We start from the raw sequence: 24,817 nt of genomic DNA, 5'->3' as shown, positions 1-24,817 counted from the left end.
ATCATGAACCTCACACTACCGTTCTATGATCAGTACATATTAGAGATATTAGGTATTTCAGTCATTGCTACATTTTTTAATTGGTTTATTAGATTGCCAGCTCTTAAGAAATCGGGGGGAAACTAATCGTTTTTCTAGACGCCCAATGCTGAAAAAGCCAAGGGCTAACTCTGGCTTTTCTTCAACGCTAATTCTATATTAACAAACTAATATTTGGATAAATATGTTAAAGTATAGGGGGGGATAATAGTTTCTTATTAGCCATCTTATAGAAGGAGATTTAATTTGAAGAGAATAATTTTTTTCGTCTTCCTATTGTTATTACTATTACTAACATATTGCACCCTGAATAAAGTGCCCCATAATGAAGAATTAAGGGAATCGGTTTTTTTTATAGTGAAAGATAAAAGTAATACTGAAATTAGTATGAATACTTTAACTGACTTTGACTGGGATAAAGGTTTTCTGATCCCGCCTTATAGTTCTCAAGAAAGCATAGATAAACAATTAGGTGTTCATTTTAGTGACCCAAGTAGTATAGATTTTAGAGATGATATATATTTGTTCGTTTTCATGAAAGATAATGAAGTTGTTCAATACGTAGAAATGGATGTTCAAGATGCTAAATTTACATTAGGGGGAAGGAAGTATCTTACACCTTTAGATGATGTAATCATTATTGAAAGGTATTAAACGTATCTTTGCTTAATCTACGATAAAAAGACGCTAATGAAAGTGAAACAATTTATTGAATTAGAGGTGATTTCAATGGAAAAACGTATAGTGAAAACTGGAATATATACTTTTATTGTTTCGTTCTTTTTGTTGTTTGCACTTAAACCGAGGAGCTGGAATACGACGGATGTAAATGGCATGACTTCGAGTGTAATTATTCCCTATCCTGAATTTTTCTTCACCATAACTCGTTATTCCATTATAATTTCGATTGTTGCAATTATCGTTATGTATTTTATTCAACGTTTTAACAAAGTTAAAGAATAGCAGATGTATGTAATTTGTTTCAGACTTAGGTGTTTTTTCTAAACAATTCAAGATTTCAAAGGTAGGGGATTGTATATTGTTGTTGAACATAATAATAGCCCTTTCGTCCATTGCAGTGATTTCCGGATCGATTTATAGTTTACTAGCTGGTGAATATGGAATTCAGCCTTATCTCAACTTACTTTTAGGTTTAACGATTTTAGCTTTGGGAATAAAAAATTTCCAAAAGAATAGGGCAATTGCTGCTTTTTGTTTTCTTGCAGCTGGATTTAGTCTATTCGTTGGCACTTATATGTTATAAAGCGTTAGGCGCGGTAACTGATTAATGGACGAACTGAATATCCATTTGTTTATGGGAGTGGTTAAGTGAATAAAAAAATCTTTCATATATTCGGCTGGGTCCTGCTTTTGGGAATGGCTGTGTCGTGGATAGGGTTTGGCTATTCCAGCTGGTACCTATTATTAATCCCGATGGCGTCTGTTTCTTTTTCCATTAACGATGGCAGCATTAAAAAAATACAGAAGATAAAACAAATGTCCATACGTCAAATGCTTCTAATCCTGTTTGCATTTGTTGTGTCAGTAGGCATCGCATTTACTCTTATTCAATTAGCTAATTATTTAATAAACGATCTCTTACACCTAACGGGAGGGATAAAGACATTCATCGCGTTTATTGCTGTGATTCTTTCCATATATCCTGTTAAGTTTACCTTCGGCAGTGTGGTTTATAAAGTAACAAGGGATTTGAACGTTATAAAATAGAAAAGTGTGACGTTTGAACGTCAGATACCCATGCGCAAGTGATCTCTCTTATCATCGATGCGATTATTATTTTGTTTATGGACCGTTTGGTAACACTTTTCATCTAACAAACGCGGGGGTGTGTCTATGTTGTTTGTAATTATTTTCTTTGGAATGTTTTTTGGACTAATCATTTTTGTTTTTACTTTGATTGCGTCTAAGAAAAAAGGTAAATTCTATTTAGCACCAATCGTTACCTTCTTAACTTGTCTAGGAGTAACAGCTTATGGGCTTATTAAAGTTGGCGGATTTGAAGGAATGGCTTACGGCATATTAGGAGCAGGTATTCTAATTATAGCAGTCATTGGAACCGTAGTCCTCCCATTTATCGTTAATAAAATAGGTGATAAACAATGGAACAAGAAAGATAAAGGGATTTTAGTCATAGCACCGGTGATTCTTTTTGCAACTATAGGATTGGTTTTATACACTGATGATAATTATTGGGTGGTTGATGAAGGCTTTACATCTAGTGAAAATCAATCTTTTGAGAGCTACTATAAAGTTTCCACCATATCTGAAGGTAAAAAACAAATTCACATTAATTTAGGTAAAGCGTTTACAGGAAAAGAAGTTGAAGTGGAAAATGTTGATACGATAGGAAGTACTGAAATCACTTTGGAAATAGTTGACGGTGGTGAAAGTAATCACATACCCTACATTCAAATAGGCGTCGATCAAATAGTTGAGCCATTAAAAGTCCAAACAACGGAAGGAGAAGTTATCGATTCTTATAATTAGAAACATTATCATAAGGACCTTCACGTACAATAACATCAGTGTGAAAGGGCATTGAAAAATCACTAGTTTTTATGACAGTCTGTTCCCCAAAATTCAGTAACAAGTTCCGCAAGCTTGCCAGGATTATCTGTGTTTAATTCGTGTCCCGCATCTTCTACCACGACAAAACGAGCACCTTCGATCGTTTGACTTAAATTTTTTGCTGCGCGTTTATTGGCGAAATCCTTTTCTCCACACATTATGAAGGAATCGCATTGTATATCTGCTAATCTATTGGTGAAATCCAATTGTTTCATAGATTTGATTAATCCGATAAATTGCTGCTTATTAGTCCCCATGTTAAGGAAAACAGATTTAGGTATAAAATAAAACATAAGGTTTTGGATGGTTAGTAGTAGCTTAGGCATTTTATATTGTGCAGCAATTAAGACCAGTGAGTTTACTTTATCTGGTCGATCGATCGCATAATGTAGAGATAGAATGGCACCTAAAGAAAGGCCGCATAAATTAATGGGGTCTTGGAAATTTTCGCAATATGCGTAAAAAGATTGATACAAGTTGTGATAGGTAGGCTCATCTGTACCTAGAAGAGAGAATAAATCTGGGCAGTACACGTTTGAAGCAAAATCCAAATGATCAGTGGTACTATTCCAACTCGACCAATTTTGACCAAGTCCATGGACAAATATATAATTCATTCGCAACACGCTCCGTCATTTATCACGGCGCTAACCGTCCGTAATACCCCCACTTCAAGTTTCGGAGAGATAAGTAAGATGCTAAGTGGGGATAAACGGCCGATAACTTCCTGATAAGTTTCGCTAGCAATCAGTGAGGGTCAAACCCCCCACTGATTGAAGTCTCACTTTATGAAATGATAGTTTTATTCTACCATAATAAGCTAAAAAAGGAGTACTCTCATGCCCGCACCACTTCGTCTGTTCTTACCCATATTAATCGTGCTTGAACTTCTTTATGCGAGTATACCTGCCATCATGATAATGAATCTTGATTTTCTACGAACTGTGATCGTTCAAAGCAAGCCCACACTTTCCAACAAAGATATCGAATTTGCTGTACCTATAGTAGGTATTTTCGTAGCAGGAATTCACACACTTTTTATAGGATTGACGATCTGGCTGTCTGTCATGATACGCAGTCGTGGCAAATGGGCTCGTGTTGGATTAACGTTGGTGCTGTTGATCGCCACACTGGGGAGTTTTGCTTCATGGACAGCTGGTCCGATGTTCTATGGCATTATTATAGTTACTAATATTGTTCATGTCATATTGGTTGGGCTGCTGTGGTTACCTCAGTCTGTGCGTAACTTTTTTTCTGCATGATGAGAACGGGTGGTAATGCAAGTTATATGATAAGGAGACAAAATCTATGAAAATGGAAACTAACATAGTTCTGGAAGGTAAATATATTTCTCTTGAGCCACTTGAATGGAAGCATAAGGATGTATTGTTTGAAGCGTTAAAAAGTCCAGAAGTATGGAATTATACCTGGAGAAACGTTAGAACAATAGATGATTTAGAACGAATAGTAACGGATGCTGTTAATAAGAAAAAGGAAAAGGAACAAATACCTTTTGTTGTTAAGGACAAACAGACAGGCAAAGTAATAGGAACAACTAGAATTGGTGATATTGATTTTGGTAATCGTAATGTGGAGATAGGCTGGACGTGGCTCTCACCATCAGTTTGGAAAACCAAGGTCAATACCGAATGTAAATTATTATTACTGCAGTATTGTTTTGAAGAACTGCAAGTCATTCGTGTCCAATTTTCAGTTAGTGGACAAAATTTACGTTCTCAACACGCGCTTGAACGGATCGGGGCGGTGAAAGAAGGAACTTTTCGTAAACATAGAGTCAAGGAGAGCGGTTCTATTCATGATAATATATTTTACAGTATTATTGACTCGGAATGGGAATCAGTAAAAGAGAGAGTGATCGCTTTATTAGAAAAAAGATATGGAGAAAGGAGATAAAAAATGCAAGCATTCATACAAACATTCTTGGAGGATGAAGTATCGGATCAGGAATTTTATGACGGTATCATTGATTTTATCTACTCTTTCAATATTAGGTGTGGAGAATATGAAGGTAATCGATTTGTTATAAAAAAGATGGACCACTTAAACTTTATTATTTATGATGAATATGAAATAGATGGAAAAAGAGAGATTCATCATTCCAAATCCATACATAAGAATACATTAATAAAGCTGGTCAATGATTATGCAAAGCGTCAAGGGATTATATTAACCCCTTTTTGTTAAACGATTGCGACTTATATGGAATAAGTGGCTCATTTTGCAGAAGAGTCCAATTAAAAATATAAAATGAAGGTAGGAGGAGCATCTTGAAACAATTATCTCTGATTCTATTCTTATCTATTTGTTTTTTACCATTGGTTTCCTGTCAATCGGCCAACGAGGAGATGACATTATTAGATAATGTTTCTTCGGTCTCCATCTCAGAATCTGATGGCTATGGCGGTTTGAATGAACATTATTTTACGACAATCGAGCAGGGAGAGCTTACGTCGGAATTTGAAGAAGTAATAAAACATGCAAACAGCCAAACACAAGCTGTATCTAATCAACCAGACTACGACATATTGGTACGTTATGAGAACGGGGAGACGCACGGGTTACATCTTATACTTGGAAATGAAGGGCAGGAAAGTACTTTGATGTATATTGGTCATGAAAGCGAGGGCTATATTGTTTCTTCTGAAAGTACAGAAGTGTTGAGAAAGATGCTAGATGAATTTAAGTAACAATAGTATGTATTTATGCAAGAATCGATGCCGTTTCGGACTGTAATGTCAGAGGATAGAAGGTGTGGAGCTGTGTCACAAACGGGGACAGCTTAATTATATACCGATCATATGTTCGTTTATCATTATTTTGCAACTATTTTGAGATTCGTACGTAAATAGATATATGAACGAACATGAGGAGGAAACGGTATGAAAGTAAATCCTGAGAATTTTATCGCACTTTGGCATGAAGACGAATACATATCAATATAATGAGGCGACATCAGAGGAGTTTAAAGGACTCGTCACTATAGAGCAGTTCACTGAAATGGGGGAAAGATTTTAACGAAGGGGTTGAAAGATACTTCTAAGGCTCATTTCCAGGGATTAACTCGAACGGTAAGATGGAATTAAAAAAGAAAGCGGGCCATAGGAAATAATGAAGAAAACAAAAAAGAAATATTTAAGTCCAGAAATTTTTTTACCGAATTTACATTGGACTCGTTATAAGGAAATAAGCAAAGAGGTTAGTGAACTTACAGAATCATTTGCTACTGGTCAATAACATAAATGGGAAACCCCTCCTCTTCAATTAACGGGCGCAAAAATGGAATGCGAAGTACGCCCGTCGTGCATTCATTGGGCTATATTGTAAGCTAGCACTTGAAGAAAAAAACGGTATTTGTCGATAATATGGTTAAGGATTTGTAATGAAGATAAGGGATGTTTAGTTGAAGAGCTGTGTTTATTTAAGCCCTACAATAAGTCCATTTTTTTTTGGAAAAAGTAAAGTTATAATAGAAAAGGAATAGTACCTGTATACGAAACTTTATCACGGCGCTAACCGTCCGTAATACCCCCACTTTAAGATTCGAGAGACAAATAAGAAGCTAAGTGGGGGATAAACGGACGATAACTTCCTGATAAGTTTCGCTAGCAATCAATGGGGGTCAAACCCCCCACTGATTGAAGTCTCACTTTATTTAGGGGTGTAAATATGAAGAATATTTCCATATTAATTGCTGATGATGAGGAGGAAATTGCTGATCTAATTGCTTTTCATTTGGAAAAAGAAGGGTACCAGTGTCTTAAAGCATCGAATGGACAAGAGGCTGTTCGTATTGTCGGGAATCAGGTCATTGAATTGCTGATTTTGGATATTATGATGCCAAAAATGGATGGTTATGAAGTTGCCCGTCGCATTCGCGAACAGCATAATATGCCTATCATATTTTTGAGTGCTAAAACTTCTGATTTTGATAAAGTACAGGGTCTGGTAATTGGAGCAGATGATTATATGACTAAACCATTCACCCCGATTGAATTGGTTGCTCGAGTAAATGCTCAATTGCGACGCTTTCTAAACCTTAATCAACCCCAAAAGGATAATAAAACGCAACTGGATTTTGGCGGATTAGTGATTTCCCCTGATCAACGCACGGTTACACTATATGATGAGGACATTGAGCTAACGCCAAAAGAGTTTGATATTTTGTATCTGCTGGCCAGTCATCCCAAGAAGGTTTACAGTGTGGAAAATATTTTTCAGCAGGTGTGGGACGAAGCATATTTTGAGGATGGGAATACCGTTATGGTCCATGTTCGTACAATAAGAAAAAAGCTAAAAGAGGATAAACGAACACACAAATGGATTAAAACTGTGTGGGGCGTGGGGTATTCATTCAATGGTTAAATTCACAAAAAGTTTTCGTTCCAAAATGATTATAACACTAGGCTTAAGTATGCTTCTGTCGGGTTCTATCACGTATATCATTTATAAAACTCTTCAATATTTTTATTACAAGGTTGTTGATTATAAAAGTCCATTAGCCAATTTCCGTCAAATTATTAGAGAAATTGGAGACATTAACTTTTTTTTACTAATATTTATCCCACTTTCGATATTGTTTTTCTTTTTACTCACGAAGCGCTACGTGACCTATTTTAATAATATTTCTACCGGAATTCACCATCTTGCACAAGGCGACTTTAATCACCGTGTTCAAATCCTTTCAGATGATGAATTCAGCGATATTGCGCAGGATATTAATTTAGCTAGTGAAAAATTGAAACAGGCAACTGAAAAAGGGGAATTCTCGGAAAGCAGTAAAGATCAGTTAGTTGTCAATTTAGCTCATGATCTGCGTACACCGCTCACCTCTGTATTAGGCTATTTGGATTTAATCCTTAAGGATGAAAATTTGACGAATGAGCAAGTTAAACATTTTTTAACAATTGCTTTTACCAAATCTCAACGTTTAGAAGGTCTTGTTGATGAATTATTTGAAATAACGAGAATGAACTACGGCATGCTGCCAATTGATCAAAATAACATTAATTTACGTGACCTTCTTAATCAATTGAAAGAAGAATTATATCCTGTCTTCACAAAAAATGATTTGATCGCTCGCATGAATATGACTCCTAACTTACCTATTACCGGTGACGGAGAGCTGCTAGCACGTGTGTTTGAGAATCTTTTGATCAATGCGGCTCGGCATGGATACGATGGTCAGTTTGTAGATGTTAACGGCTATATGGAGTCGGGGGAAGTGGTTGTACAAGTTGTGAATTATGGAGATAGTATTCCTCCGAAAGAACTCCCACATCTCTTTGATATGTTCTATACTGGAGACAAAGCAAGAACTCTACAGAAAAATAGCACTGGCCTTGGATTGTTCATTGCGAAGAATATTGTGGAGCAACACAGTGGATCAATTACTGCTCAAAGCAGTCTACTACAGACAGTATTTGAAGTTCGATTACCAAAGAGAGGTGAAACTTAACGAAATAATGAAGATAGAATAACTTCAGATACTTGATTTAAGAAAAATTTAAAATTTACCCCACTCTTTTTTTAAGAAGTTTTCGCTATTCTTTTAAGCAAAGAGAAATAAATAGGAGGAAGCTAAATAATGAAGAAGTGGGGATGTTTAATTTTATTACTAGTGAGCTTGTGTGTCGTTTTCGTAAATAGAGGTTCTTTTGAATCAAGAGAAGATATACCAAGCGTAGAAGTACAAGGGTATGATCAGGAAGAGGATAGAAGTGCTTATGATAATATCCAAAAACTTAAAGTTATCGAAGAACAAATCTATCAAGGTAATCTGCTTTTAGTCAATAGTGAATATCCTGTTCGCCAAGAAGGTGTTAAATCAGATGTCGTCAATCTTTTTAAGCACAATGAATTGGTAAAGGGATACGGATTGTTATATAACGATACGTATTTGTCAGAGGATATAGCACGTGAATTTTCGGAATTGGTTGCTGCTGCAGACAAAGGTGGAGTTGATAATTTCTGGATTACCAGTGGCTATCGGGACTTTGATGAGCAAAGGCAGCTTTATCAAGAAAAGGGCTCTGGTACAGCTTTGCCAGCAGGATATAGCGAACATAATTTGGGCTTATCGCTTGATGTAGGAAACACTCAAACACCGATGGCTAAAGCACCTGAAGGGGAGTGGATAGAAGAAAATGCTTGGGAATACGGGTTCATTTTACGCTATCCAGAGGATAAAACGGACATTACTGGCATTCAATATGAACCGTGGCATATCCGCTATGTTGGTTTGCCGCACAGTGCGATTATGAAAGAAAAGAATTTCGTTCTAGAAGAATATTTGGATTACTTAAAAGAAGAAAAAGTCATTTCTGTTAGTGTGAAAGGGAAAAAATATCAGATCTCTTATTATGCTGTTCATAAAAATATGACCATTCAGGTACCTTCCAAACTTCATTATGAGATATCAGGCAACAATATGGATGGTGTGATTGTGACAGTGTTTCTCTGATAGGCGTGCAATAGTAACGGCACTAAGTTGATTTCAATATCAATCACCATCTTTATTTAATTATATCAGATTGGTGGTGGAGTTATAATATTTATTGCCTTTCCATCAGAGTTCATCAAACGGGTGCTTATCTGGAATAAGAGGCGCCCTTTTCCTTGTAAAGTATTATCAATATCAAAGAAAGTTTGCACCCAAAAAAGGAAAGTTTATTTGTTTGTCGAACTCTTTTCTAATGAGCATACTTAAAGGAGTGGATGTCTGTATGAATAGAATTAATCTCATTACTTTAGGCGTAAGAGATATTAGAAAATCACTTAAATTTTACCGCGACATCGGTTTTGAAGGATCGGTCACAGGTGATGAGGAAAAACCCGTTATTGTGTTCTTTAATAATGAGGGATCAAAGTTAGAGTTATTTCCAATCGAAGAATTGGCAAAGGATATCAATGAGGAAAATCCTCCCGAATTATCAAAAGGAGGCTTCTCGGGTATGACTCTTGCTTATAATGCGAAATCTGAAACGGAGGTTGATGATATTCTTCAATCAGTTAAAAAAATTGGTGCCCAGGTTGTTAAGGAACCGCAAAAACTCTCATGGGGAGGGTATGGAGGATATTTCATTGATCCTGATGGGTATTATTGGGAGGTTGCTTACGGATCGAATTGGGAATTCGATGACTCAAACATGTTGATCATTTAAGCTTCAATTAAAGGGCGCTTTAACGGAACATCGGTGCTCCAGAATATGAGTTATTTTATAGAACAAGAAGAGGTGAAAAATGCCTACCTGCGAAATTTGCAATAATATATGGAGTTGGAAACAAACAGTTAAAAAGACATCTACCTTGAACCCAGCGATGATTTGCCAATAATGTGGAAAAAAGCAATATCAAACGCAGAAGTCAAAAAATAAAGGTGGTCTTTTAACGGCCATTGTTACTTTTTTTATGATTTTCATACCCAATATATTTGATTTATCCTTAACAGCAGCGCTTTGTTTATTGCCTGTTCTGATTGCTATTCTTTTACTTATCTATCCGCTTTTAGTGAAGTTGAGTAGCACAGAGGAATATATAAACTTTTTTAAAGACAAGTAAGGTTGAAGAAAAGAGTATTACAGAATCAGACGAAGTTGCCAAGGGCCGGATAAAGTTAGGAGTTAAATGTGTAATGATGAAAGAAATAGATGAACTTGTTAGCGAAGAACAATTGAAAAAGTATGCAGAACTTGCTGTACGAGCTGGTGTCAATGTGCAAAAGAATCAATTAGTGATTATCCATAGTGATATAAAAAATGTAATGTTTGCCCGTCTCGTTCAAACGGCAGCCTATGAGGCGGGGGCCTCCAATGTAGTTATCGATTGGACAGATGAACAGTCTACCAAAGAATTTTATTTGCATGCAGCAGAGGAGGCCATCGATCACGTTCCTGACTGGCAGAATGCTCGCTTTAAGGAGTGGGACGATGAGGGTGCTGCTTACATCCATATTATTTCTGAGAATTTAGATGTCTTTAAGGATGTTTCCACAGAACGGATAAGCCGATTTCAAAAGGCTTCCCGCAGCAAATTGAAGGTTCATCATGCAAAGATTAGATCTCACGAGGTACGCTGGTGTCTTCTAGCTGTTCCGTATTTCGCATGGGCAACCAACGTATTTCCTGATTTAAGTAAAGAAGAAGCGCTGCAAGCATTATGGCAATTAATTTTACGTGGAGCGCGGGCAGACGGAGAAAATCCTATAAAAGACTGGGAAGCTCATGACAGAGCCTTCGAGTCCCGGAAAAAGTTTCTAAACGACAGCCAGTTTGAAGCCCTGCATTTTACAAATAGCCGAGGAACGGATTTATTAATCGGCATGCCTAAGAATCACTGCTATATCGGCGGGGGTGTTACAGACAAAATGGGAATACCATTCTTTCCGAACATTCCCACGGAAGAAATATTTTCTGCTCCCCATAAAAATAAGGTGAATGGCAAATTAGTTGCCACTAAACCGCTAATCTATGGGGAAGTGTTATCGATGATTTTTACTTAACCTTTAAAGAGGGACGGATTACTGATTATGATGCCGCCACAGGGCAAGAAGCGTTACAAAGTCTCATCGAAACAGACGAAGGTTCACATTATCTAGGTGAAATTGCTTTGGTCTCCAACGATTCCCCTCTTTCTCAGACGGATACGCTCTTTTACAACACCTTATTTGATGAAAATACGGCCTGCCATATTGGGATCGGAAACGCCTCTCCTTCCAACCTTCAACATGGCAGCGACCTGTCGGTAAAAGAGTTGATGGAAGCAGGACTCAATACTTCCCTCCTGTTAGTCAATGTGACTTTTGGCACCGAAGATATGAACGTAGTAGGTATCAAAGAAGGTGGGACGAAAGTCCTGTTAATGGAAAATGGTGAATTCCTATTCTAATGAAGAGGAGATGCATGAACAGTGAAACAGAATAAATATGATAATCCAGCTTTCTTCTCTGCGTATGAACAAATGCCACGTTCTGTTAAAGGACTTGAAGGCGCTGGAGAATGGCATATATTAAAAGAACTACTGCCGAAATTAAAAGGTAAAGAGGTACTTGATTTAGGTTGTGGTTTTGGTTGGCATTGTCGATACGCACGTGAACAGCAAGCGAGTTCTGTCGTAGGTGTAGATATATCCGAAAATATGATACAAAGAGCCCAGGAAATAACAAGTGATTCCTTCATTTCATACGTCAAAGCACCTATCGAGGACTTTGCTTTTCCAGAATCCCAATATGATGTAGTAATCAGCTCGCTTGCTTTTCACTATATAGAGTCATTTAAGTCCATTTGTGAAAAAGTTTATCATTCTTTAAGGCCTGGGGGAGCTTTGTTTTTTCTGTTGAGCATCCCATTTTTACGTCACGGAAAGAACAAGATTGGTACTATGACGAACACAATAATCGTCTGCATTGGCCAGTGGATCATTATCAAAAAGAAGGAGTTCGTGATGCATTATTTCTAAATGAAAATGTTTTAAAATACCATCGTACGATTGCAACATATATGAATGACTTAATTGACTCCGGCTTCATTATTGGTACAGTGAAAGAATCATTTCCTTCTGATGGAATGGTAAAAAATGATCCTCAAATGGAGGATGAAAATAGAAGACCGATGTTTTTACTGATAGCAGCAAGCAAATAACGAAAGTCAATCTTCTGTTATAGGACGCAGTTGTTTGTAGCAATTTGTCATATTAGTATAATTTGTATGGTTCATTTGCTATAATCAATAATAAGAATTACTTATTACAATAACGTTACATGTCAAGGAGGTGAGTAAGTATGTTTTTTGAGATAATACAAAGTATCTTTTTTGATACCACTTTCTTTTATCTGTATTTAGGGCTAGCTATGATTACATTTGTAGTCATTTTAGTTAACCAGCTTTACAGTAATCATTTCATGGAAAGTAAACATTTGATTGGTGATAAGTACGAAACGACAAAGGTCAATCTTGGAATGATAGAGAGGCCATTGATCATTAATCATTCTTTTGTCAATTGGTTAATCATTGCCTTTAAAAGAATAGACGAAAAAGATGATAAAGAAGACAGTTTCTCCTCTTATTTTAAAAGTGAGTTTAAAATAAGAGGAGGAGAAAGATGGAACAAAAAAACATACTTACAGCCTTACGAAAATATAGATTTATAGTATTAATTATAAGTGTTTTATTAGTTACGGGTTGTAGTGGGGACTATACAGATATCGATGCATCAACCCCAGGTTTTTTTAATGAATATATGGTTTATCCATTTTCTTTATTAATTAAATGGATTGCGGAGGAACTCAGCGGAAGTTACGGTTTATCCATTATTGTTATTACCATCGCTTTAAGACTGGTTATACTGCCATTTATGGTGAAACAGCAAAAACAGGGCCAAGAAACGCAAGAAATGATGAAAATAATAAAGCCCGAGATGGACGCAATTCAAGAAAAATATAAAGACAAACAGGATAGCGATAAACAATTGAAAATGCAGAAGGAATTAAGTGAGCTTTATAAGAAATATAATGTTAACCCAATAAAATCGATGGCAGGATGTTTTCCGATGCTTATTCAAATGCCGTTTTTAATTGGCTTTTATTATGCGATTCGCCGGACACCTGAAATTGCCGAACATTCGTTTTTATGGTTTAATTTGGGAGAAGTTAATATATTAATCGCTCTGATTGCTGTACTAACTTATTATCTTCAAGGACGTGTGGGTTTGATTGGTAGTAATCAAACGAATAAAGGCCCGATGTCGCTGATGCTGTATGTATCACCGATTATGATCGGGATGATGTCATTTGTTATGCCAGCAGCACTTCCTTTATATTGGACAATAGGCGGTCTGTTTATGATTGTACAAACCGTCATTACTAAAAAATACATCTTAACAACGTAACTGTTAACCAGTAATCTCTTCTTAGACACGCTAATGTGAATGAGGAGAGATTTTTTTAAAGAATTGTTAATACTGAGGAACGGTCCCAAGTACATAAACTTACATGAGAGCCTGTCCCTCACCTCCATCATTTGGATTCATTTCATGTGAGATGCCGTGTGAACCTTTTAATAATTCATCGACATACGTTTTCTTATCTCGAATCCCTATTGCGACAAGGTTTAGTTCATCTGAAGATATCCTCCTCATTGTGAAGAAAGGGTGCTTAAACTAACGAGGAGGGGGTGTAAAAGGAGAATGGCTTAGTAGGAAATTAAAATCTAAAGAGTGAGAGCGGTGAGGAAAGTGAATGGGATGAAAAATTATAAAATGAAAGACATAATCATAAGGATTGCTGCAGTGTTGGCTTCTGCTATTATCATTTGGAATTTTATAACCTACCTTAGTGACACGTTTATCAGTCAAGAATATAGTTCTCTTAGCCACTTCGTAATAGCTCTAATCACAACTGTTTTAACCATAATTCTTTTACAAGTTGCACTTAAAATTGACAACACTTCATGGAACCAGCTTGGGCAAGCAACTGTAAAAAAGAATATTCTTTCCTTTCTCTTTGGCTTTTTTCTCTGGACAATTCCTGCAGCTATTGGTATATATATTTGTTTAATGCTCGGGTGGGTGGAATTAAAAGTTTATACAGATTTGAGTTACCTATTGTTAAGTATGTTGATTTTATTTATAACTGTATTTTTTATAGAAGCCTTGCCCGAAGAACTTATTTTTAGGGGATATATTTATCGTTATTTAAATGCGTTATTCCCTCATTGGGGCACCATCCTTTTACAAGCATTGTTGTTCTCGTTATTTGCCTATTTTATAGGGGCGATATATTCTGTTGAACAGCTTCAATTTATCCCTGGTTTTGCAATTATTCTAGGTGTGTTTAGGGCGATATCGGGAAGTATGTGGACATCAATTGGATTCCATGCTGCAATTATGACAGCAACGCAAATATTAGGACCGATTCATGGACATTTTGACGTGGCGGGGATGTTCACACTTCAATTTTTCTCCTTTATTTTGCTGCCAAGTGTTGTCGGAGCGACTGTACTGTCCTTTATTTATGCAAACCACGATTGGAGAAGAAAAATACCTTTTCATTAAAAGGTGTTTTTCTTCAACTATCGGGCGCCTATCTAAGAATAGCTTTCTGCGATAGATCGTTTATTTCCTTTGTAGATAAAATAAACAGCAATAATCATAAATAGTAGTGCAACAAGCCGCTTCCAGTCTAAAGGTATTACTAAACTATCAAACCAGCCAAAGTGATCAATAATCATACTAATCGACAGCTGTCCGCTAATAACTGCAACATTGGTCGCTATGACGCCAATTTTTGGAACAGCTATGACAGAGAGAAGTAAGAACCCCGTACCTAAAAATGCAGCGCTTAACTGCCATGATGGTGCCGAAAGGACCCCAAGTACATCACCTTTACCGAAAAATATAATAATAATTGTCAGAAACACTAACCCAGTTAGCATGGTTAAAAATGTCGTTTCAATTGTTCCAGCTTTGCGGCTGAAGGTTCCGTGGACGGATGATTGTGCACTTAATGTGATACCACCTAATAAGGTGAAAAAAATCATTAATATATCCATTAGTAGACCTCCTAATTAATTAGTATAAGGGCAATTGCCATGGAAATAATTGCAAATACTTTTTCTTTATTAATTTTGGTTTGTGTACTACCAAGCCAACCATAGTGTTCAATAACCATACTCATAATCAATTGGCCGATAATTACTGTAACCATCGTTATACCAACACCTACAAAAGGTACACTGATAACGATAGCTGTTAAATAGATGACTCCTAAGATTCCTCCAAGTAGTGACCATTTTGGTGCTTCCACCGCATAGGAAAGCTTCTCCCTTTACCAAAGAATAACCATAACAATCCCATGATGAGAGTGCCCATAAAGAAGTTATAAAAACTGGTTTCTAGCTCTCCTATTGTTTCCCCAAGTTGACCGTATATTGCGCTTTCGAAGCTAAGTGCTGTTCCTGCTAACACCGCTAAAATATATGCCAAGTAACGCATGAAATAACAACCTCCTACATTATGATATTTAAATATCTAGAATAACCGATATAATAATGTGTTAAAAAAACAGAAATCAACAATCAATTTAGATTTCTGTTTTAAAATATTCAACTAACTGAGAAAGGGTTTCTTCGTTTCGTCTATAATAAGTCCATTGACCATAACGGACAGATTCCAGTAGACCTGCATTCTGCATCATATTAAGGTATTGGGAAACCGTAGATTGAGAAGCTTTAGCTTTTTCCTGAATATCGCCTACACATACTCCTCCTTTGATACTTACCCCTTTTGGTAGATGAGCGCCTTGTTTAGGGAAATGCTTCTCGGGTTCCTTTAACCATTTTAGAATGTTAAGTCGAGTTTCATTTGATAACGCCTTAAATACATCAATCGGTTCCATGGCTATCATTATATCGAGATTTTACGATATGTCAACCGTTTTGTGTGAAAATGTATGAAGTGAAAAAATGTACGTTAACTAATGGTATCCGCTTTGTTGAATAAACTTTTTTACCACCCAAAAGTCGTTGGTTTTCAATTATACAGGCTTTTCTATAAGAAGGATGAAACTGACAGTCTTTTTTCTATAAATGGACAAATTTCCGGAAAAAAGATTATGCTTTTACTATCATTGAAAGTGATTAGGTTAAAATAAGAAAAAGGCTTCAAAGGTCTTTTTTACAAAATACAAAGGAGGAACTATCCATATGATCACAAGAAATGAGATCTTCCAACACGCCCAAGAAAAATACGGTACCTCACCTGATTATCCATTTCAAAAATTCCCAACCTACGCCGCCTTAAGACATGCCTCTAGTAAAAAATGGTACGCTCTGATCATGAATGTTCTCCCTGAAAAAGTGGGACTGGAAGGCACGGAGGAAATTGATATTATAAATCTGAAATGCCCTCCTGAAATCAGTGCCAGTTTAAGAAATGAAGATAATATTTTACCTGGATACCATATGAATAAAGAAAACTGGATCTCCGTAGTGTTGCATCGTACGGATCCAGAGGGAGATATGTATAACTTGATGGAACAGAGTTATGATTTGACGAAGTAGTAATAGATGGTTCGTCAAGTCATAATAGTCATACTCTCGGAAGGCATGATTCGTCGAGCATAAATCACGTTGATTGAGCCAGACTATCAGCGTGGAGGTGATAAGGATGGGTAAAGAGCGCAAAAAAAGGCGAGAAACTGCTGCGAGTGATGAACAGGCTGTCCGAAAAGATATGTCCAGGAATTTTGATCATGAATTTGCCAATGAACCACTGACTCCAGCTGAAAGAGCGAACAACAAGAAGACGAAAAAACGTCAGTAATGAAAACATAAAGTATGATTTGTACTGAAGGTGAGAACAGTGCAAATCATGCTATTTTTTTGCCGGAAACCTAGAATCCCTTTTCATCGTAAAAGGAGCATGTTAAAATCCAAAGAAAAGAAGGACTATTTGTCATGGTTGTAGAAATGATTAGTAACAGGAGGGAGGAGAAGAATGAAAGTCAAACGAATCGTAGCCAATGTCGAAGCAAGGGATATCTCCAAGGCTAAGTATTTCTATGGCGAGGTGCTCGGACTTGATCTATTAATGAATCTTGATTTTATCACAGCGCTAACCGTCCGTAATACCCCCACTTCAAGATTAGAGAGATAACTAAGAAGCTAAGTGGGGGATAAACGGACGATAACTTCCTGATAAGTTTCGCTAGCAATCAGTGGGGGTCAAAACCCCCACTGATTGAAGTCTCACTTTATTGCAACCTACGGATCACATGAGAAAATGGAGACGCAAATTAATTTCCTTTCTGAAGGTGGATCGGGGACACCGGTACCTGATTTGTCTATAGAAGTGGATGATCTTGACCATGCACTCGAACGCATCGAAAATGCGGGAATTCCGATTGAATATGGACCAGCAGAGGAACCATGGGGTGTACGGCGGTTTTTCGTTAGAGATCCGTTTGGAAGGCTTATTAATATTTTGGTTCATCTGTAAATGAATGCGTTGACAGGGGAATGTAAGGAGTAAGGGACTAGCAGAATCTCGGCGTTGTGCTGCCTGTTTTTTCAAAGGAGCGGAGGTTGTTTCATGATAAGATATAGAAGATAGGAACAGAATTTAAAAAATAGGGTGTGAGTATAGATGTCAATCAGGAAAAAAACAGAAACTGTATTTCTGTATTGATGAAGGATTTCCAGTCTTTTCTCTACTTCAGAGGTTCTCTTTTATGCTTTTTCTTATCCAGATTTATCTATACTATCACACGTTATTTGACCTGTTTTATGGAATTGGTTATAATGTTATTGATCAATAAATAAATAAGTGGGTGTCCGTCATGGCTAGGTCTAGTAAGGAAAATCGCAAAGAAGAGATTCTTGAAGCTGGATTAGAAGTATTTGCAAAAAGAGGTTACTACAATACAACTACCGCACACATTGCAGAAAAAGCAGGCATATCACAGCCATATGTCTTTCGATTTTTTAAAACAAAGGAAGAATTGTTTATTGCAGCTTTAGAGCGAGCATTTGAAAGGATTCTTCAAACTTTTAAAAATGTGGATGCTGCTCCTGAACAACTTGTTGAAGAGATGATTGCAGCATATGAAGAGCTTTCTGCATTATATCCTAATGAAATCGCATTACAGGTAATAGGAATATCTGTAACAGAAAACGCTGTCCGTAGTGCAACGAAAAAAGGATTGTCGAGTATCCAAAGCTATACCGTTGATCGATTTAAAGCAGCAGGGATCGAGAATGTGGAAAGGGAAGTTACTACATTTCTAGCAAGAGGGATATTATGTAATATTTCGTATTTTATAGATCTCCCTGAGCTGATTGATGATCAAAAAAATAAATAATCGAGTTGTTGATTATTTATTTTTTTGATCATTATTTATTGATCAATCACTAAATAATGAAAGGAGGTTAAAATATGAGATTAGCCAAGGTGGACTACGTTACAATTGGCATAATTGTGGTTTGTATCATTAGTTGGTGGGACTAAATTTAAATGGGAGGTGTTACAGATGAATAAAAATAGTAAGGAGAATTCTATTTCCCCATTTTCCATGTTATTAGGGGTTATAGCTATTGTGGTCGTATTGTTCACATGTTGGGATTAAGATACATTAATTTTTATTATTTTTGTTATTGATTGATCACTAACTAAAGGAGTGTTGGAAATGAAATCAGCGATTGTATTAGGAGCAACTGGCGGGACAGGACAGGTTATTGTTTCAGAATTATTGGATAGAGGAATAGAAGTTATTGCTTTCGGCCGATCCCAAAGTAAATTGAATACACTGATGGCGGAACATGATCATAATCCCAGATTAACGTATAAACTGGGGGATATATTCGATTATCAGACAATTATTAAAGCGGCTGAAGACGCAGAAGTCATTTTTCAATGTGCGAATGTAAAGTACCAAGAGATGAAGGATAAACTCCTGCTACTTGGAGAAAGTGTGATGAAAGCAGCAAATACTCTAGGGAAGAAGATCGTTATTGTAGATGGAATTTATGTGTATGGACATCAGGTCGCAAAGGGAGATGAAAGTCATCCGCACCAGCCACATACCAAAAAAGGTAGAATAAGAGTGGAATTCGAGCAGTTGATATTCAGTCCCAAATGGAACAGAGCGAAAGCATTAATTGTCCGGTTACCGGATTATTATGGTCCTACTTCACAAAATTCTTATTTGCAGCCTACTCTAGAAGGAATGGCAGCCAATAAAATTTCGATTTTTATTGGAAACCTGAAAACACCTCGGGAATACGTCTATTTGCCAGATGCAGCTAGAATGATTGTAAATATAGCTGTGGAAGACGATTCTTATGGGGAGAATTGGAATATACCAGGCACAGCATTGATTTCTGGTAACGAAATTATCAAAATTGCTCGTCAAGTAACAGGAAGTCGAAAGCCTATCATTCCACTGACTAAAAGTGCTATTCGCTTCATTGGCTTGTTCGATGTATTTATGAGAGAAATTGTTGAAATTATGTACCTCACTAAAGAAGGGTTTATTCTGAGTGGCGAAAAATATGAAAAACGAATCGGACCCATTCCAACAACATCTTTTAAAAAAGGACTCGAAGAAACATTAACACGATTGATGCGTGAAGATTAATTGAGCTGTACTGTACTATCTTCAGAATGAAGGTTATCCTATAGATAGGGAGTAAAACCCTCTGTATCGACAATTGTCTATTCAGAGGGCCATCCAATATTCCGATTAACCAATTTAGTATACATATCAAGGATATCATTACACGAAACGTTTGTTCATTTGTGTTTGTATCTCGAAGTGAATTAAATAACTTTGAAAGTAGGTGGGTTTACAATGAAGATTGACACACCCAAGATACCTGAAGAGCTGAAGGATAGAAGATTTACAGATCTTTTTTACGAAGAAGATCCAGAATTTGAAATGTGTATGGTTACCGATTCAGATTTTGCCAACGAAGCACTGGATCGAGTGCGACTATATAAAACCGTGATTAGGAATTGTAATTTCACAAATACGGATTTTAAACGAATTGACCTTACCGATGTGGTTTTTGAGAATTGTGATTTATCTAATGCTGATTTGGGGAATGCCTCCATGAATCGAGTTGAGTTTCGTAATTGTAAGTTGTTAGGTAGCAACCTGACAGAGTCTTATATCGGAAATACAAGATTTAAAGAATCCATTCTTAATATGGTTGCGTTCGGGGACTCAAAACTTGAAAAGGTGATTTTTGATGGGGCTGCGTTAGAAAGCGCCGACTTTTTTGACTGTAAGCTTAAAAAAGTAGAATTTCTTACATGCAATCTTAATGGCGCGAGCTTTGAAGATACACCATTAAAAGGAATTGATATCAGCTCATCCAATTTTGATTCTTTAATTGTTTCTATAGAAAACTTAAATGGATGTACAGTATCAACGTCTCAAGCGATCCAATTTGCAGCGTTATTAGGTCTGAAAATTAAACAGTAGTAATATCGTTTAATCCCCTTTAACTTCGTACATTGATTTTAAGTGGTTTTGTGCAAAGTCTTATATATGCTGTTTTACCAGCAATGTCAGAATTCCCTCTCACGACGAAAGCGCTGATAACCAGGCATAAATCGCGATGATTATGTCAGACTTATCAGCGTGGAGGTGATAACGATAGGTAAAGAGCGAACAATAAGAAGACGAAAAAACGTCAGTGATCTGTCAGTTGCTTAGGAGACCATCCTGCAAAAAAACAGTATGATGTTGTACGGAAGCGCAAATCATACTGTTTTTTTGTAATCGTTGTAGAAATAAATAGTGGTAATTGAAGAAAATGTTTGGATTGGTGCAGGTGCCTTTATCTTACCTGGGGTGCGTATTGGGGCGAATACAGTAATCGGTGCTGGCAGTTTCGTAACCAAGGATATTCCAGATAACGTAATCACAATAGGAAGCCCTTGCAGGGTAATGCGGGAAATTAACGAGAACGACATGAAGTACTATTATAAAGACATGAAAATTGAGGAAGAGGATTTATATTAAATTTGAACAGGTCTTAAAGGCGTGTTTTTAGTAAATGCCAAGGAATAATGGCAAACATAGTTATCTTGAAAAGCGTGAATAACGGGTACACGTTGAGCTCAACACCCTAATCCCTCAATAAAATGATGAAGGGATTAGGTTTTCTTACTAATAAGAGAACATACTAACTCCTTCTAATAGCAGCGAGATGCCCTTGCTCTGCTTTCTTCCTATCCTCAACACCCATAAAAGCTCTCCTGCAAGACAAAAGAACAAAATAAGCCCCGATACAGCAGCTTACAAATATAGTAGCAGGATGGATGAAAAATAACACCGCCACTCCAGCAACAATACAAAGGTTCAAAACAGAATAAGGAAGGAACCCTAGAGCATAAAACAAAGCATTTCTAAATAATGTCATCCTCTTTACGTGATGTGTAATCTGTATGGGAAAAACAAATGTCATCATGGCAAATAGTAACAAGCCAAGCAAGGAAAAACCAGTTAGAAATAGAACGTTTTCGGTTCCTGCGATAACCATAAAGTTTACAATCAATGCAAAGGCAAGAAATGACAGAACAAGCCCAACAAATAGGCTTGACTTAAAAGATTTCTTAAAGTAACTGAAATAGGGTCTTGCGACGCTTGTTTCCTTGTTCTCTACATAATGAAGTAATACTTGATACATAGCATGAGTGGCCGGACCTATCGTAATAATGGGAATCGAACATAACAACCAAAGCCCATTTAGTATGATAATATTGATGACTAATTCTATTATCTTATATACTTTGCTCTCTAATATGTTCACAATACTGCACCCTTTCTACCTAAGTTTTTGCGTCTTTCGATATTGGTTAGGGCTTACCCCAATAACCTGTTTGAATTTGTCACGAAAGTTTTGCGCATCATGATAACCACATTGCTGGGCAACATCTTTAATTTTAATACGTGTATCTTTCAATAATGCTTTTGCTTTTTCCATGCGTAATCGGGATACATATTTACTAAAGGCTTCACCGGTTTTCTCTTTAAAATAATCACTGAAATAGTTTGGGTTAAGGTGTACAGCATCAGAGACCTCCACGAGCGTTGGTGGTTTATGAAGGTTATCCTTAATATAACGCTTGGCGATATCTATTATCGTTTCCTCTTTGGTATTGGCCTGTAAAGTATCCATTAGCTGATGGGTAATCTGCACAGCCTGCATGGCATTTACTGGTTGATTCTGAAATAGATAATCAACGCCTGATATATTTCTCTTAATTGCAAATGAATTGATAATTCGCTGGAGTTCATGGCATAAGATACGCTTATCTTCCATCTCTTCATATATTTCTAAGATTAATGTCTCAATCGCTTGTTTATCGAGTGCTTCAAGCGAATTATGAATTCGGAATTCAAATTGTTCAAATGAGCTTCTAGTTGTTTCGGGGATTTCTTTGCCCTCGAGATAAACAGAGAAATCCAGGCATGAATGAACAATTGTCTTTAATTCTTCTCCATTTATCGGCTTAAGGATATAGTCGATTGCGCGATATTTTATGGCTTGTTGTACTAATGTAAATTCCTCTAATCCTGTCAGGAAAATAAAAGGTATTTGATAGTTTTTGCTTACTAGTTCCCTGGCAAAATCCATGCCGTCCATGACAGGCATCTTGATGTCAGAAATGATCAGATCAATTTTTTGAGACTCGACGACATCTAACGCAGTTTTTCCGTTATCTGCTAATAAACATTGGTGTCCCGGCAGTAATCTGTTTAACATAGCGTGAATACCTTCCCTGATTAATTTTTCATCATCAACAATTAGGACATGAGCCATACTTAATCTTCCTTTCCTGTTCATTCTCTTTGCTAGTATTCAAGGCATATATGGAATGGTAACAATCATGGTAGTGCCCTTATGCCATTCACTTTCAATCCGTAGTCCATATTGGTTTCCGTAAGTCATTTTAATACGAGAATCCACGTTATTTAAGCCGATACCTAATTGCTTATGGTTATAATTGTTTTCGGCTAAAGCATCGTTGATTTGTTTAACAAGTGATGCCTCCATGCCTTTTCCGTTATCTATTACTTTAATGATAAGGTCATGGTTCCTGAATGTACCCTCTATTGTAATGATTCTGTCATACAGCTTCTCCTCCAATCCGTGTTGGATAGCGTTTTCAACTAAAGGTTGTAAAATGAGCGGAATTGTTCTGCTGTTTAGAATAAAAGGTTCCAGGTTATAGCGAATATCTAGATTGCCGAATCGTCGCTGTTGAATGTTGATATAATTATTCACTTGGTTGAACTCATCTTTTAGGAAAACAAAATCATGACCTTGTTTGATACTATAACGAAGAAATGCCCCAAGTGACGAACTCATATCCACAATTTCCAAATTCCCCTTTATTTCAGCCAGTGCACGGATAGACTCTAGCGTATTATAAAGAAAGTGGGGGCGGATTTGGTATTTGAGGTTGTTTAACTCTGCTTCTTTCTGTTTATATCTGCCCTCTAATACTTGGTTAATTAACTCGTCCATATGGGATTGCATATCATTAAAAGTACTTGCTACATCACCAATCTCGTCATTCCGTATGTCTGTCATGGCGATACTATAATTGCCTTTTTTTACTTCCTTCATGAGCCTCTTTAAATGAGACAATGGCTGTGTAATGCGGTGGGACACAAAGATACAAGCACCGGTAATGAGTATGATCGTTACTATGGAGATAATTAAAATCAGTCGTTGGATTGTATTTAATTCAGAGAATATTTCTTGTTTGGAAACGACAGCAATGATCTTCCAGCCTGAGATATCAGACGTTGAATAAGCGGATATCATCGAGTCATTATCTAATTCCAGTTGCTGTACGGAAGGATTATGAAAGTTGATCTCATCCATTGCCTGCAGATATTGTTGATTCTTGCTCATAATTAGGTTATTATTTTCGTCAACGATTAGGATATTGGATTTTTGACCGATATCGACGGTATTAACTAAACTTTCGAGTCCGCTGAAATTAATGTCAATGACCATAGCTGCCATACTTGGCTCATCAAATAGATTGATCCCTTTTGCAACGGAAAATGCCCGGGAAGGCCTGTTATTGACGCCATCTCTATTTAATTCATTAATGAAAAATTCTGACTTTCTTAGTTTCATAATATGGTGGTACCAGTCACTATTTAAATAGTCTTTATTAGAGTCAATGGTAACTCTGTAACGTGATTTGGAAAAGGTGGTACCGTCATTCCTGTAGAAATAGACGCCTTGAATATCCTCTCTTAGTGTAGTAAGGATCGTATATAATTCTTCATCCATGATGGTATTCTGTTCGATTGGTGACAAATTTCCGTCATTCTCTAGAACGTTTAAGATACTATCATTATAGTAAGGACTCTCTGTCAAATGAATGATATCATTTAAATACGTATCCAAATGCAGGTTTACTTGTTTAAGTGTTTCATTTACTAGTCTTTCATAGGAGTTCTGGAGTGATTTGCTGTAAAGAACAAAAGCAGATGCTGAAATGATGAGTAAGGCAATAATGGTTAAAGGTATAAATGTTAAGATCATTTTCTTTTTTATAGTGTACCGCTTTTTTTGTATCACTTTAATACTTCCTCTCAAATATCTGTAGAAATACTACCCCTTCTGAATTATTACCTTCTTTTTAT

The 24,817-nt window shown here is 36.7% G+C and carries 29 protein-coding genes and 4 pseudogenes; 26 read left to right on the top strand and 7 right to left on the bottom strand.

Features of this window, described 5'->3' with window-relative positions; genetic code table 11:
• Positions 1–285: 285 nt before the first annotated feature.
• From MUN87_RS12285 to MUN87_RS12265, 5 genes are all read left to right on the top strand, one after another.
• Positions 286–693: a hypothetical protein gene (locus tag MUN87_RS12285; protein WP_244740503.1), complete on the top strand. Its 408-nt coding sequence runs from the start codon at positions 286–288 to the stop codon at positions 691–693.
• Positions 694–768: 75 nt separating this feature from the next.
• Positions 769–1,002 carry a hypothetical protein gene (locus tag MUN87_RS12280; protein ID WP_244740502.1) on the top strand — a complete coding sequence of 78 codons (234 nt, stop codon included), beginning with the start codon at positions 769–771 and terminating at the stop codon, positions 1,000–1,002.
• A 76-nt stretch (positions 1,003–1,078) separates the two neighbouring features.
• Entirely contained in the window at positions 1,079–1,303 is a 225-nt protein-coding gene (locus tag MUN87_RS12275; RefSeq protein WP_244740500.1) for a DUF3953 domain-containing protein, read from the top strand.
• A 65-nt stretch (positions 1,304–1,368) separates the two neighbouring features.
• Complete coding sequence (locus MUN87_RS12270) at positions 1,369–1,767, top strand: disulfide bond formation protein DsbD (protein ID WP_244740498.1); 399 nt, start codon at positions 1,369–1,371, stop codon at positions 1,765–1,767.
• 126 nt (positions 1,768–1,893) lie between these two features.
• Positions 1,894–2,547, top strand: a complete 654-nt coding sequence (locus MUN87_RS12265; RefSeq protein ID WP_244740496.1) for a YesK family protein — start codon at positions 1,894–1,896, stop codon at positions 2,545–2,547.
• Positions 2,548–2,609: 62 nt separating this feature from the next.
• Here the strand turns inward: MUN87_RS12265 and MUN87_RS12260 are convergent, their stop codons facing one another.
• Positions 2,610–3,245, bottom strand: a complete 636-nt coding sequence (locus tag MUN87_RS12260) for an alpha/beta fold hydrolase (RefSeq protein WP_244740494.1) — start codon at positions 3,243–3,245, stop codon at positions 2,610–2,612.
• 222 nt (positions 3,246–3,467) lie between these two features.
• Here MUN87_RS12260 and MUN87_RS12255 point away from each other — a divergent pair, with 222 nt between their 5' ends.
• The 13 genes and pseudogenes from MUN87_RS12255 to MUN87_RS12190 all read left to right on the top strand — a co-directional run bounded on the left by MUN87_RS12255 (position 3,468) and on the right by MUN87_RS12190 (position 14,694).
• Positions 3,468–3,890: a hypothetical protein gene (locus tag MUN87_RS12255; protein WP_244740492.1), complete on the top strand. Its 423-nt coding sequence runs from the start codon at positions 3,468–3,470 to the stop codon at positions 3,888–3,890.
• A gap of 46 nt (positions 3,891–3,936) precedes the next feature.
• Positions 3,937–4,542, top strand: coding sequence for a GNAT family N-acetyltransferase (locus MUN87_RS12250; protein ID WP_244740490.1), 606 nt, complete (start codon positions 3,937–3,939; stop codon positions 4,540–4,542).
• A 3-nt stretch (positions 4,543–4,545) separates the two neighbouring features.
• On the top strand, positions 4,546–4,833 hold the full coding sequence (locus MUN87_RS12245; protein WP_244740488.1) for a hypothetical protein: 288 nt from the start codon (positions 4,546–4,548) through the stop codon (positions 4,831–4,833).
• An 83-nt stretch (positions 4,834–4,916) separates the two neighbouring features.
• Positions 4,917–5,336, top strand: a complete 420-nt coding sequence (locus MUN87_RS12240; RefSeq protein ID WP_244740487.1) for a hypothetical protein — start codon at positions 4,917–4,919, stop codon at positions 5,334–5,336.
• Positions 5,337–6,315: 979 nt separating this feature from the next.
• The gene (gene vanR / locus MUN87_RS12235; RefSeq protein WP_244740485.1) at positions 6,316–7,011 is read left to right on the top strand and encodes a vancomycin resistance response regulator transcription factor, VanR-F/VanR-M family; all 696 of its coding nucleotides are present in this window, start codon (positions 6,316–6,318) and stop codon (positions 7,009–7,011) included.
• Complete coding sequence (locus MUN87_RS12230; RefSeq protein WP_244740483.1) at positions 7,004–8,104, top strand: sensor histidine kinase; 1,101 nt, start codon at positions 7,004–7,006, stop codon at positions 8,102–8,104. Before vanR ends, MUN87_RS12230 begins: the two co-directional genes overlap by 8 nt.
• 129 nt (positions 8,105–8,233) lie before the next feature.
• On the top strand, positions 8,234–9,109 hold the full coding sequence (gene vanY / locus MUN87_RS12225) for a VanY-A/VanY-F/VanY-M family D-Ala-D-Ala carboxypeptidase (protein ID WP_244740482.1): 876 nt from the start codon (positions 8,234–8,236) through the stop codon (positions 9,107–9,109).
• 262 nt (positions 9,110–9,371) lie between these two features.
• Positions 9,372–9,809 (top strand): VOC family protein, encoded by a 438-nt coding sequence (locus MUN87_RS12220; protein ID WP_244740480.1) that lies wholly within the window; start codon positions 9,372–9,374, stop codon positions 9,807–9,809.
• Positions 9,810–10,279: 470 nt separating this feature from the next.
• A pseudogene (locus MUN87_RS12215) lies at positions 10,280–11,532 on the top strand (aminopeptidase).
• Between the two features lie 21 nt (positions 11,533–11,553).
• A pseudogene (locus MUN87_RS12205) lies at positions 11,554–12,284 on the top strand (class I SAM-dependent methyltransferase).
• 140 nt (positions 12,285–12,424) lie between these two features.
• Positions 12,425–12,793 carry a hypothetical protein gene (locus tag MUN87_RS12200; protein WP_244740477.1) on the top strand — a complete coding sequence of 123 codons (369 nt, stop codon included), beginning with the start codon at positions 12,425–12,427 and terminating at the stop codon, positions 12,791–12,793.
• Positions 12,745–13,530 (top strand): membrane protein insertase YidC, encoded by a 786-nt coding sequence (gene yidC / locus MUN87_RS12195; RefSeq protein WP_244740475.1) that lies wholly within the window; start codon positions 12,745–12,747, stop codon positions 13,528–13,530. The genes MUN87_RS12200 and yidC overlap by 49 nt, the downstream gene beginning before the upstream one ends.
• A 354-nt stretch (positions 13,531–13,884) precedes the next feature.
• Positions 13,885–14,694, top strand: coding sequence for a CPBP family intramembrane glutamic endopeptidase (locus MUN87_RS12190; protein WP_244740473.1), 810 nt, complete (start codon positions 13,885–13,887; stop codon positions 14,692–14,694).
• 32 nt (positions 14,695–14,726) lie between these two features.
• Here the strand turns inward: MUN87_RS12190 and MUN87_RS12185 are convergent, their stop codons facing one another.
• The 3 genes and pseudogenes from MUN87_RS12185 to MUN87_RS12175 all read right to left on the bottom strand — a co-directional run bounded on the left by MUN87_RS12185 (position 14,727) and on the right by MUN87_RS12175 (position 16,036).
• Positions 14,727–15,191 carry a DMT family transporter gene (locus MUN87_RS12185; RefSeq protein ID WP_244740471.1) on the bottom strand — a complete coding sequence of 155 codons (465 nt, stop codon included), beginning with the start codon at positions 15,189–15,191 and terminating at the stop codon, positions 14,727–14,729.
• Positions 15,192–15,202: 11 nt separating this feature from the next.
• Positions 15,203–15,633 (bottom strand): annotated as a pseudogene (locus tag MUN87_RS12180) (DMT family transporter).
• A gap of 88 nt (positions 15,634–15,721) precedes the next feature.
• Complete coding sequence (locus MUN87_RS12175) at positions 15,722–16,036, bottom strand: ArsR/SmtB family transcription factor (protein WP_244740470.1); 315 nt, start codon at positions 16,034–16,036, stop codon at positions 15,722–15,724.
• Positions 16,037–16,343: 307 nt separating this feature from the next.
• Here MUN87_RS12175 and MUN87_RS12170 point away from each other — a divergent pair, with 307 nt between their 5' ends.
• The 8 genes and pseudogenes from MUN87_RS12170 (at position 16,344) to MUN87_RS12135 (ending at position 21,166) form a co-directional block, all read left to right on the top strand.
• Complete coding sequence (locus MUN87_RS12170; RefSeq protein ID WP_244740468.1) at positions 16,344–16,700, top strand: MmcQ/YjbR family DNA-binding protein; 357 nt, start codon at positions 16,344–16,346, stop codon at positions 16,698–16,700.
• Between the two features lie 106 nt (positions 16,701–16,806).
• Positions 16,807–16,962, top strand: coding sequence for a small acid-soluble spore protein SspO (sspO, locus tag MUN87_RS12165; RefSeq protein WP_244740466.1), 156 nt, complete (start codon positions 16,807–16,809; stop codon positions 16,960–16,962).
• Positions 16,963–17,136: 174 nt separating this feature from the next.
• Complete coding sequence (locus MUN87_RS12160) at positions 17,137–17,295, top strand: VOC family protein (protein ID WP_369413924.1); 159 nt, start codon at positions 17,137–17,139, stop codon at positions 17,293–17,295.
• A 96-nt stretch (positions 17,296–17,391) separates the two neighbouring features.
• Positions 17,392–17,637: pseudogene (locus MUN87_RS12155) on the top strand (VOC family protein); the annotation flags it as partial.
• A gap of 340 nt (positions 17,638–17,977) precedes the next feature.
• Positions 17,978–18,499: a TetR/AcrR family transcriptional regulator gene (locus MUN87_RS12150; RefSeq protein WP_244740464.1), complete on the top strand. Its 522-nt coding sequence runs from the start codon at positions 17,978–17,980 to the stop codon at positions 18,497–18,499.
• Positions 18,500–18,823: 324 nt separating this feature from the next.
• Positions 18,824–19,774, top strand: a complete 951-nt coding sequence (locus MUN87_RS12145; protein ID WP_244740463.1) for an SDR family oxidoreductase — start codon at positions 18,824–18,826, stop codon at positions 19,772–19,774.
• Between the two features lie 213 nt (positions 19,775–19,987).
• Positions 19,988–20,623: a pentapeptide repeat-containing protein gene (locus MUN87_RS12140; protein ID WP_244740461.1), complete on the top strand. Its 636-nt coding sequence runs from the start codon at positions 19,988–19,990 to the stop codon at positions 20,621–20,623.
• Between the two features lie 318 nt (positions 20,624–20,941).
• Positions 20,942–21,166 (top strand): DapH/DapD/GlmU-related protein, encoded by a 225-nt coding sequence (locus tag MUN87_RS12135; protein WP_439649628.1) that lies wholly within the window; start codon positions 20,942–20,944, stop codon positions 21,164–21,166.
• A gap of 163 nt (positions 21,167–21,329) precedes the next feature.
• Here MUN87_RS12135 and MUN87_RS12130 read toward each other — a convergent pair whose 3' ends face one another.
• The 3 genes from MUN87_RS12130 to MUN87_RS12120 are packed head-to-tail and all read right to left on the bottom strand — an operon-like array spanning position 21,330 to position 24,752.
• Positions 21,330–21,956: a YesL family protein gene (locus MUN87_RS12130; protein ID WP_244740459.1), complete on the bottom strand. Its 627-nt coding sequence runs from the start codon at positions 21,954–21,956 to the stop codon at positions 21,330–21,332.
• A gap of 15 nt (positions 21,957–21,971) precedes the next feature.
• Positions 21,972–22,970 (bottom strand): response regulator, encoded by a 999-nt coding sequence (locus MUN87_RS12125; protein ID WP_244740458.1) that lies wholly within the window; start codon positions 22,968–22,970, stop codon positions 21,972–21,974.
• 39 nt (positions 22,971–23,009) lie between these two features.
• Positions 23,010–24,752: a sensor histidine kinase gene (locus tag MUN87_RS12120; RefSeq protein WP_244740456.1), complete on the bottom strand. Its 1,743-nt coding sequence runs from the start codon at positions 24,750–24,752 to the stop codon at positions 23,010–23,012.
• Positions 24,753–24,817: the final 65 nt, after the last annotated feature.

It is taken from the genome of Gracilibacillus salinarum, from assembly GCF_022919575.1.
Taxonomy (GTDB): domain Bacteria; phylum Bacillota; class Bacilli; order Bacillales; family Amphibacillaceae; genus Gracilibacillus; species Gracilibacillus salinarum.
This window is presented reverse-complemented; position numbering and strand designations above follow the sequence as displayed.

Coding starts and splice junctions, on each gene's coding strand:
- MUN87_RS12280 (WP_244740502.1), top strand. CDS start 769: ATGGAAAAACGTATAGTGAAAACTGGAATATATACTTTTATTGTTTCG.
- MUN87_RS12265 (WP_244740496.1), top strand. CDS start 1,894: ATGTTGTTTGTAATTATTTTCTTTGGAATGTTTTTTGGACTAATCATT.
- MUN87_RS12260 (WP_244740494.1), bottom strand. CDS start 3,245: ATGAATTATATATTTGTCCATGGACTTGGTCAAAATTGGTCGAGTTGG.
- MUN87_RS12255 (WP_244740492.1), top strand. CDS start 3,468: ATGCCCGCACCACTTCGTCTGTTCTTACCCATATTAATCGTGCTTGAA.
- MUN87_RS12250 (WP_244740490.1), top strand. CDS start 3,937: ATGAAAATGGAAACTAACATAGTTCTGGAAGGTAAATATATTTCTCTT.
- MUN87_RS12245 (WP_244740488.1), top strand. CDS start 4,546: ATGCAAGCATTCATACAAACATTCTTGGAGGATGAAGTATCGGATCAG.
- vanR (WP_244740485.1), top strand. CDS start 6,316: ATGAAGAATATTTCCATATTAATTGCTGATGATGAGGAGGAAATTGCT.
- MUN87_RS12230 (WP_244740483.1), top strand. CDS start 7,004: ATGGTTAAATTCACAAAAAGTTTTCGTTCCAAAATGATTATAACACTA.
- vanY (WP_244740482.1), top strand. CDS start 8,234: ATGAAGAAGTGGGGATGTTTAATTTTATTACTAGTGAGCTTGTGTGTC.
- MUN87_RS12220 (WP_244740480.1), top strand. CDS start 9,372: ATGAATAGAATTAATCTCATTACTTTAGGCGTAAGAGATATTAGAAAA.
- MUN87_RS12200 (WP_244740477.1), top strand. CDS start 12,425: ATGTTTTTTGAGATAATACAAAGTATCTTTTTTGATACCACTTTCTTT.
- yidC (WP_244740475.1), top strand. CDS start 12,745: ATGGAACAAAAAAACATACTTACAGCCTTACGAAAATATAGATTTATA.
- MUN87_RS12190 (WP_244740473.1), top strand. CDS start 13,885: ATGAAAAATTATAAAATGAAAGACATAATCATAAGGATTGCTGCAGTG.
- MUN87_RS12185 (WP_244740471.1), bottom strand. CDS start 15,191: ATGGATATATTAATGATTTTTTTCACCTTATTAGGTGGTATCACATTA.
- MUN87_RS12175 (WP_244740470.1), bottom strand. CDS start 16,036: ATGGAACCGATTGATGTATTTAAGGCGTTATCAAATGAAACTCGACTT.
- MUN87_RS12170 (WP_244740468.1), top strand. CDS start 16,344: ATGATCACAAGAAATGAGATCTTCCAACACGCCCAAGAAAAATACGGT.
- sspO (WP_244740466.1), top strand. CDS start 16,807: ATGGGTAAAGAGCGCAAAAAAAGGCGAGAAACTGCTGCGAGTGATGAA.
- MUN87_RS12160 (WP_369413924.1), top strand. CDS start 17,137: ATGAAAGTCAAACGAATCGTAGCCAATGTCGAAGCAAGGGATATCTCC.
- MUN87_RS12150 (WP_244740464.1), top strand. CDS start 17,978: ATGGCTAGGTCTAGTAAGGAAAATCGCAAAGAAGAGATTCTTGAAGCT.
- MUN87_RS12145 (WP_244740463.1), top strand. CDS start 18,824: ATGAAATCAGCGATTGTATTAGGAGCAACTGGCGGGACAGGACAGGTT.
- MUN87_RS12140 (WP_244740461.1), top strand. CDS start 19,988: ATGAAGATTGACACACCCAAGATACCTGAAGAGCTGAAGGATAGAAGA.
- MUN87_RS12125 (WP_244740458.1), bottom strand. CDS start 22,970: ATGGCTCATGTCCTAATTGTTGATGATGAAAAATTAATCAGGGAAGGT.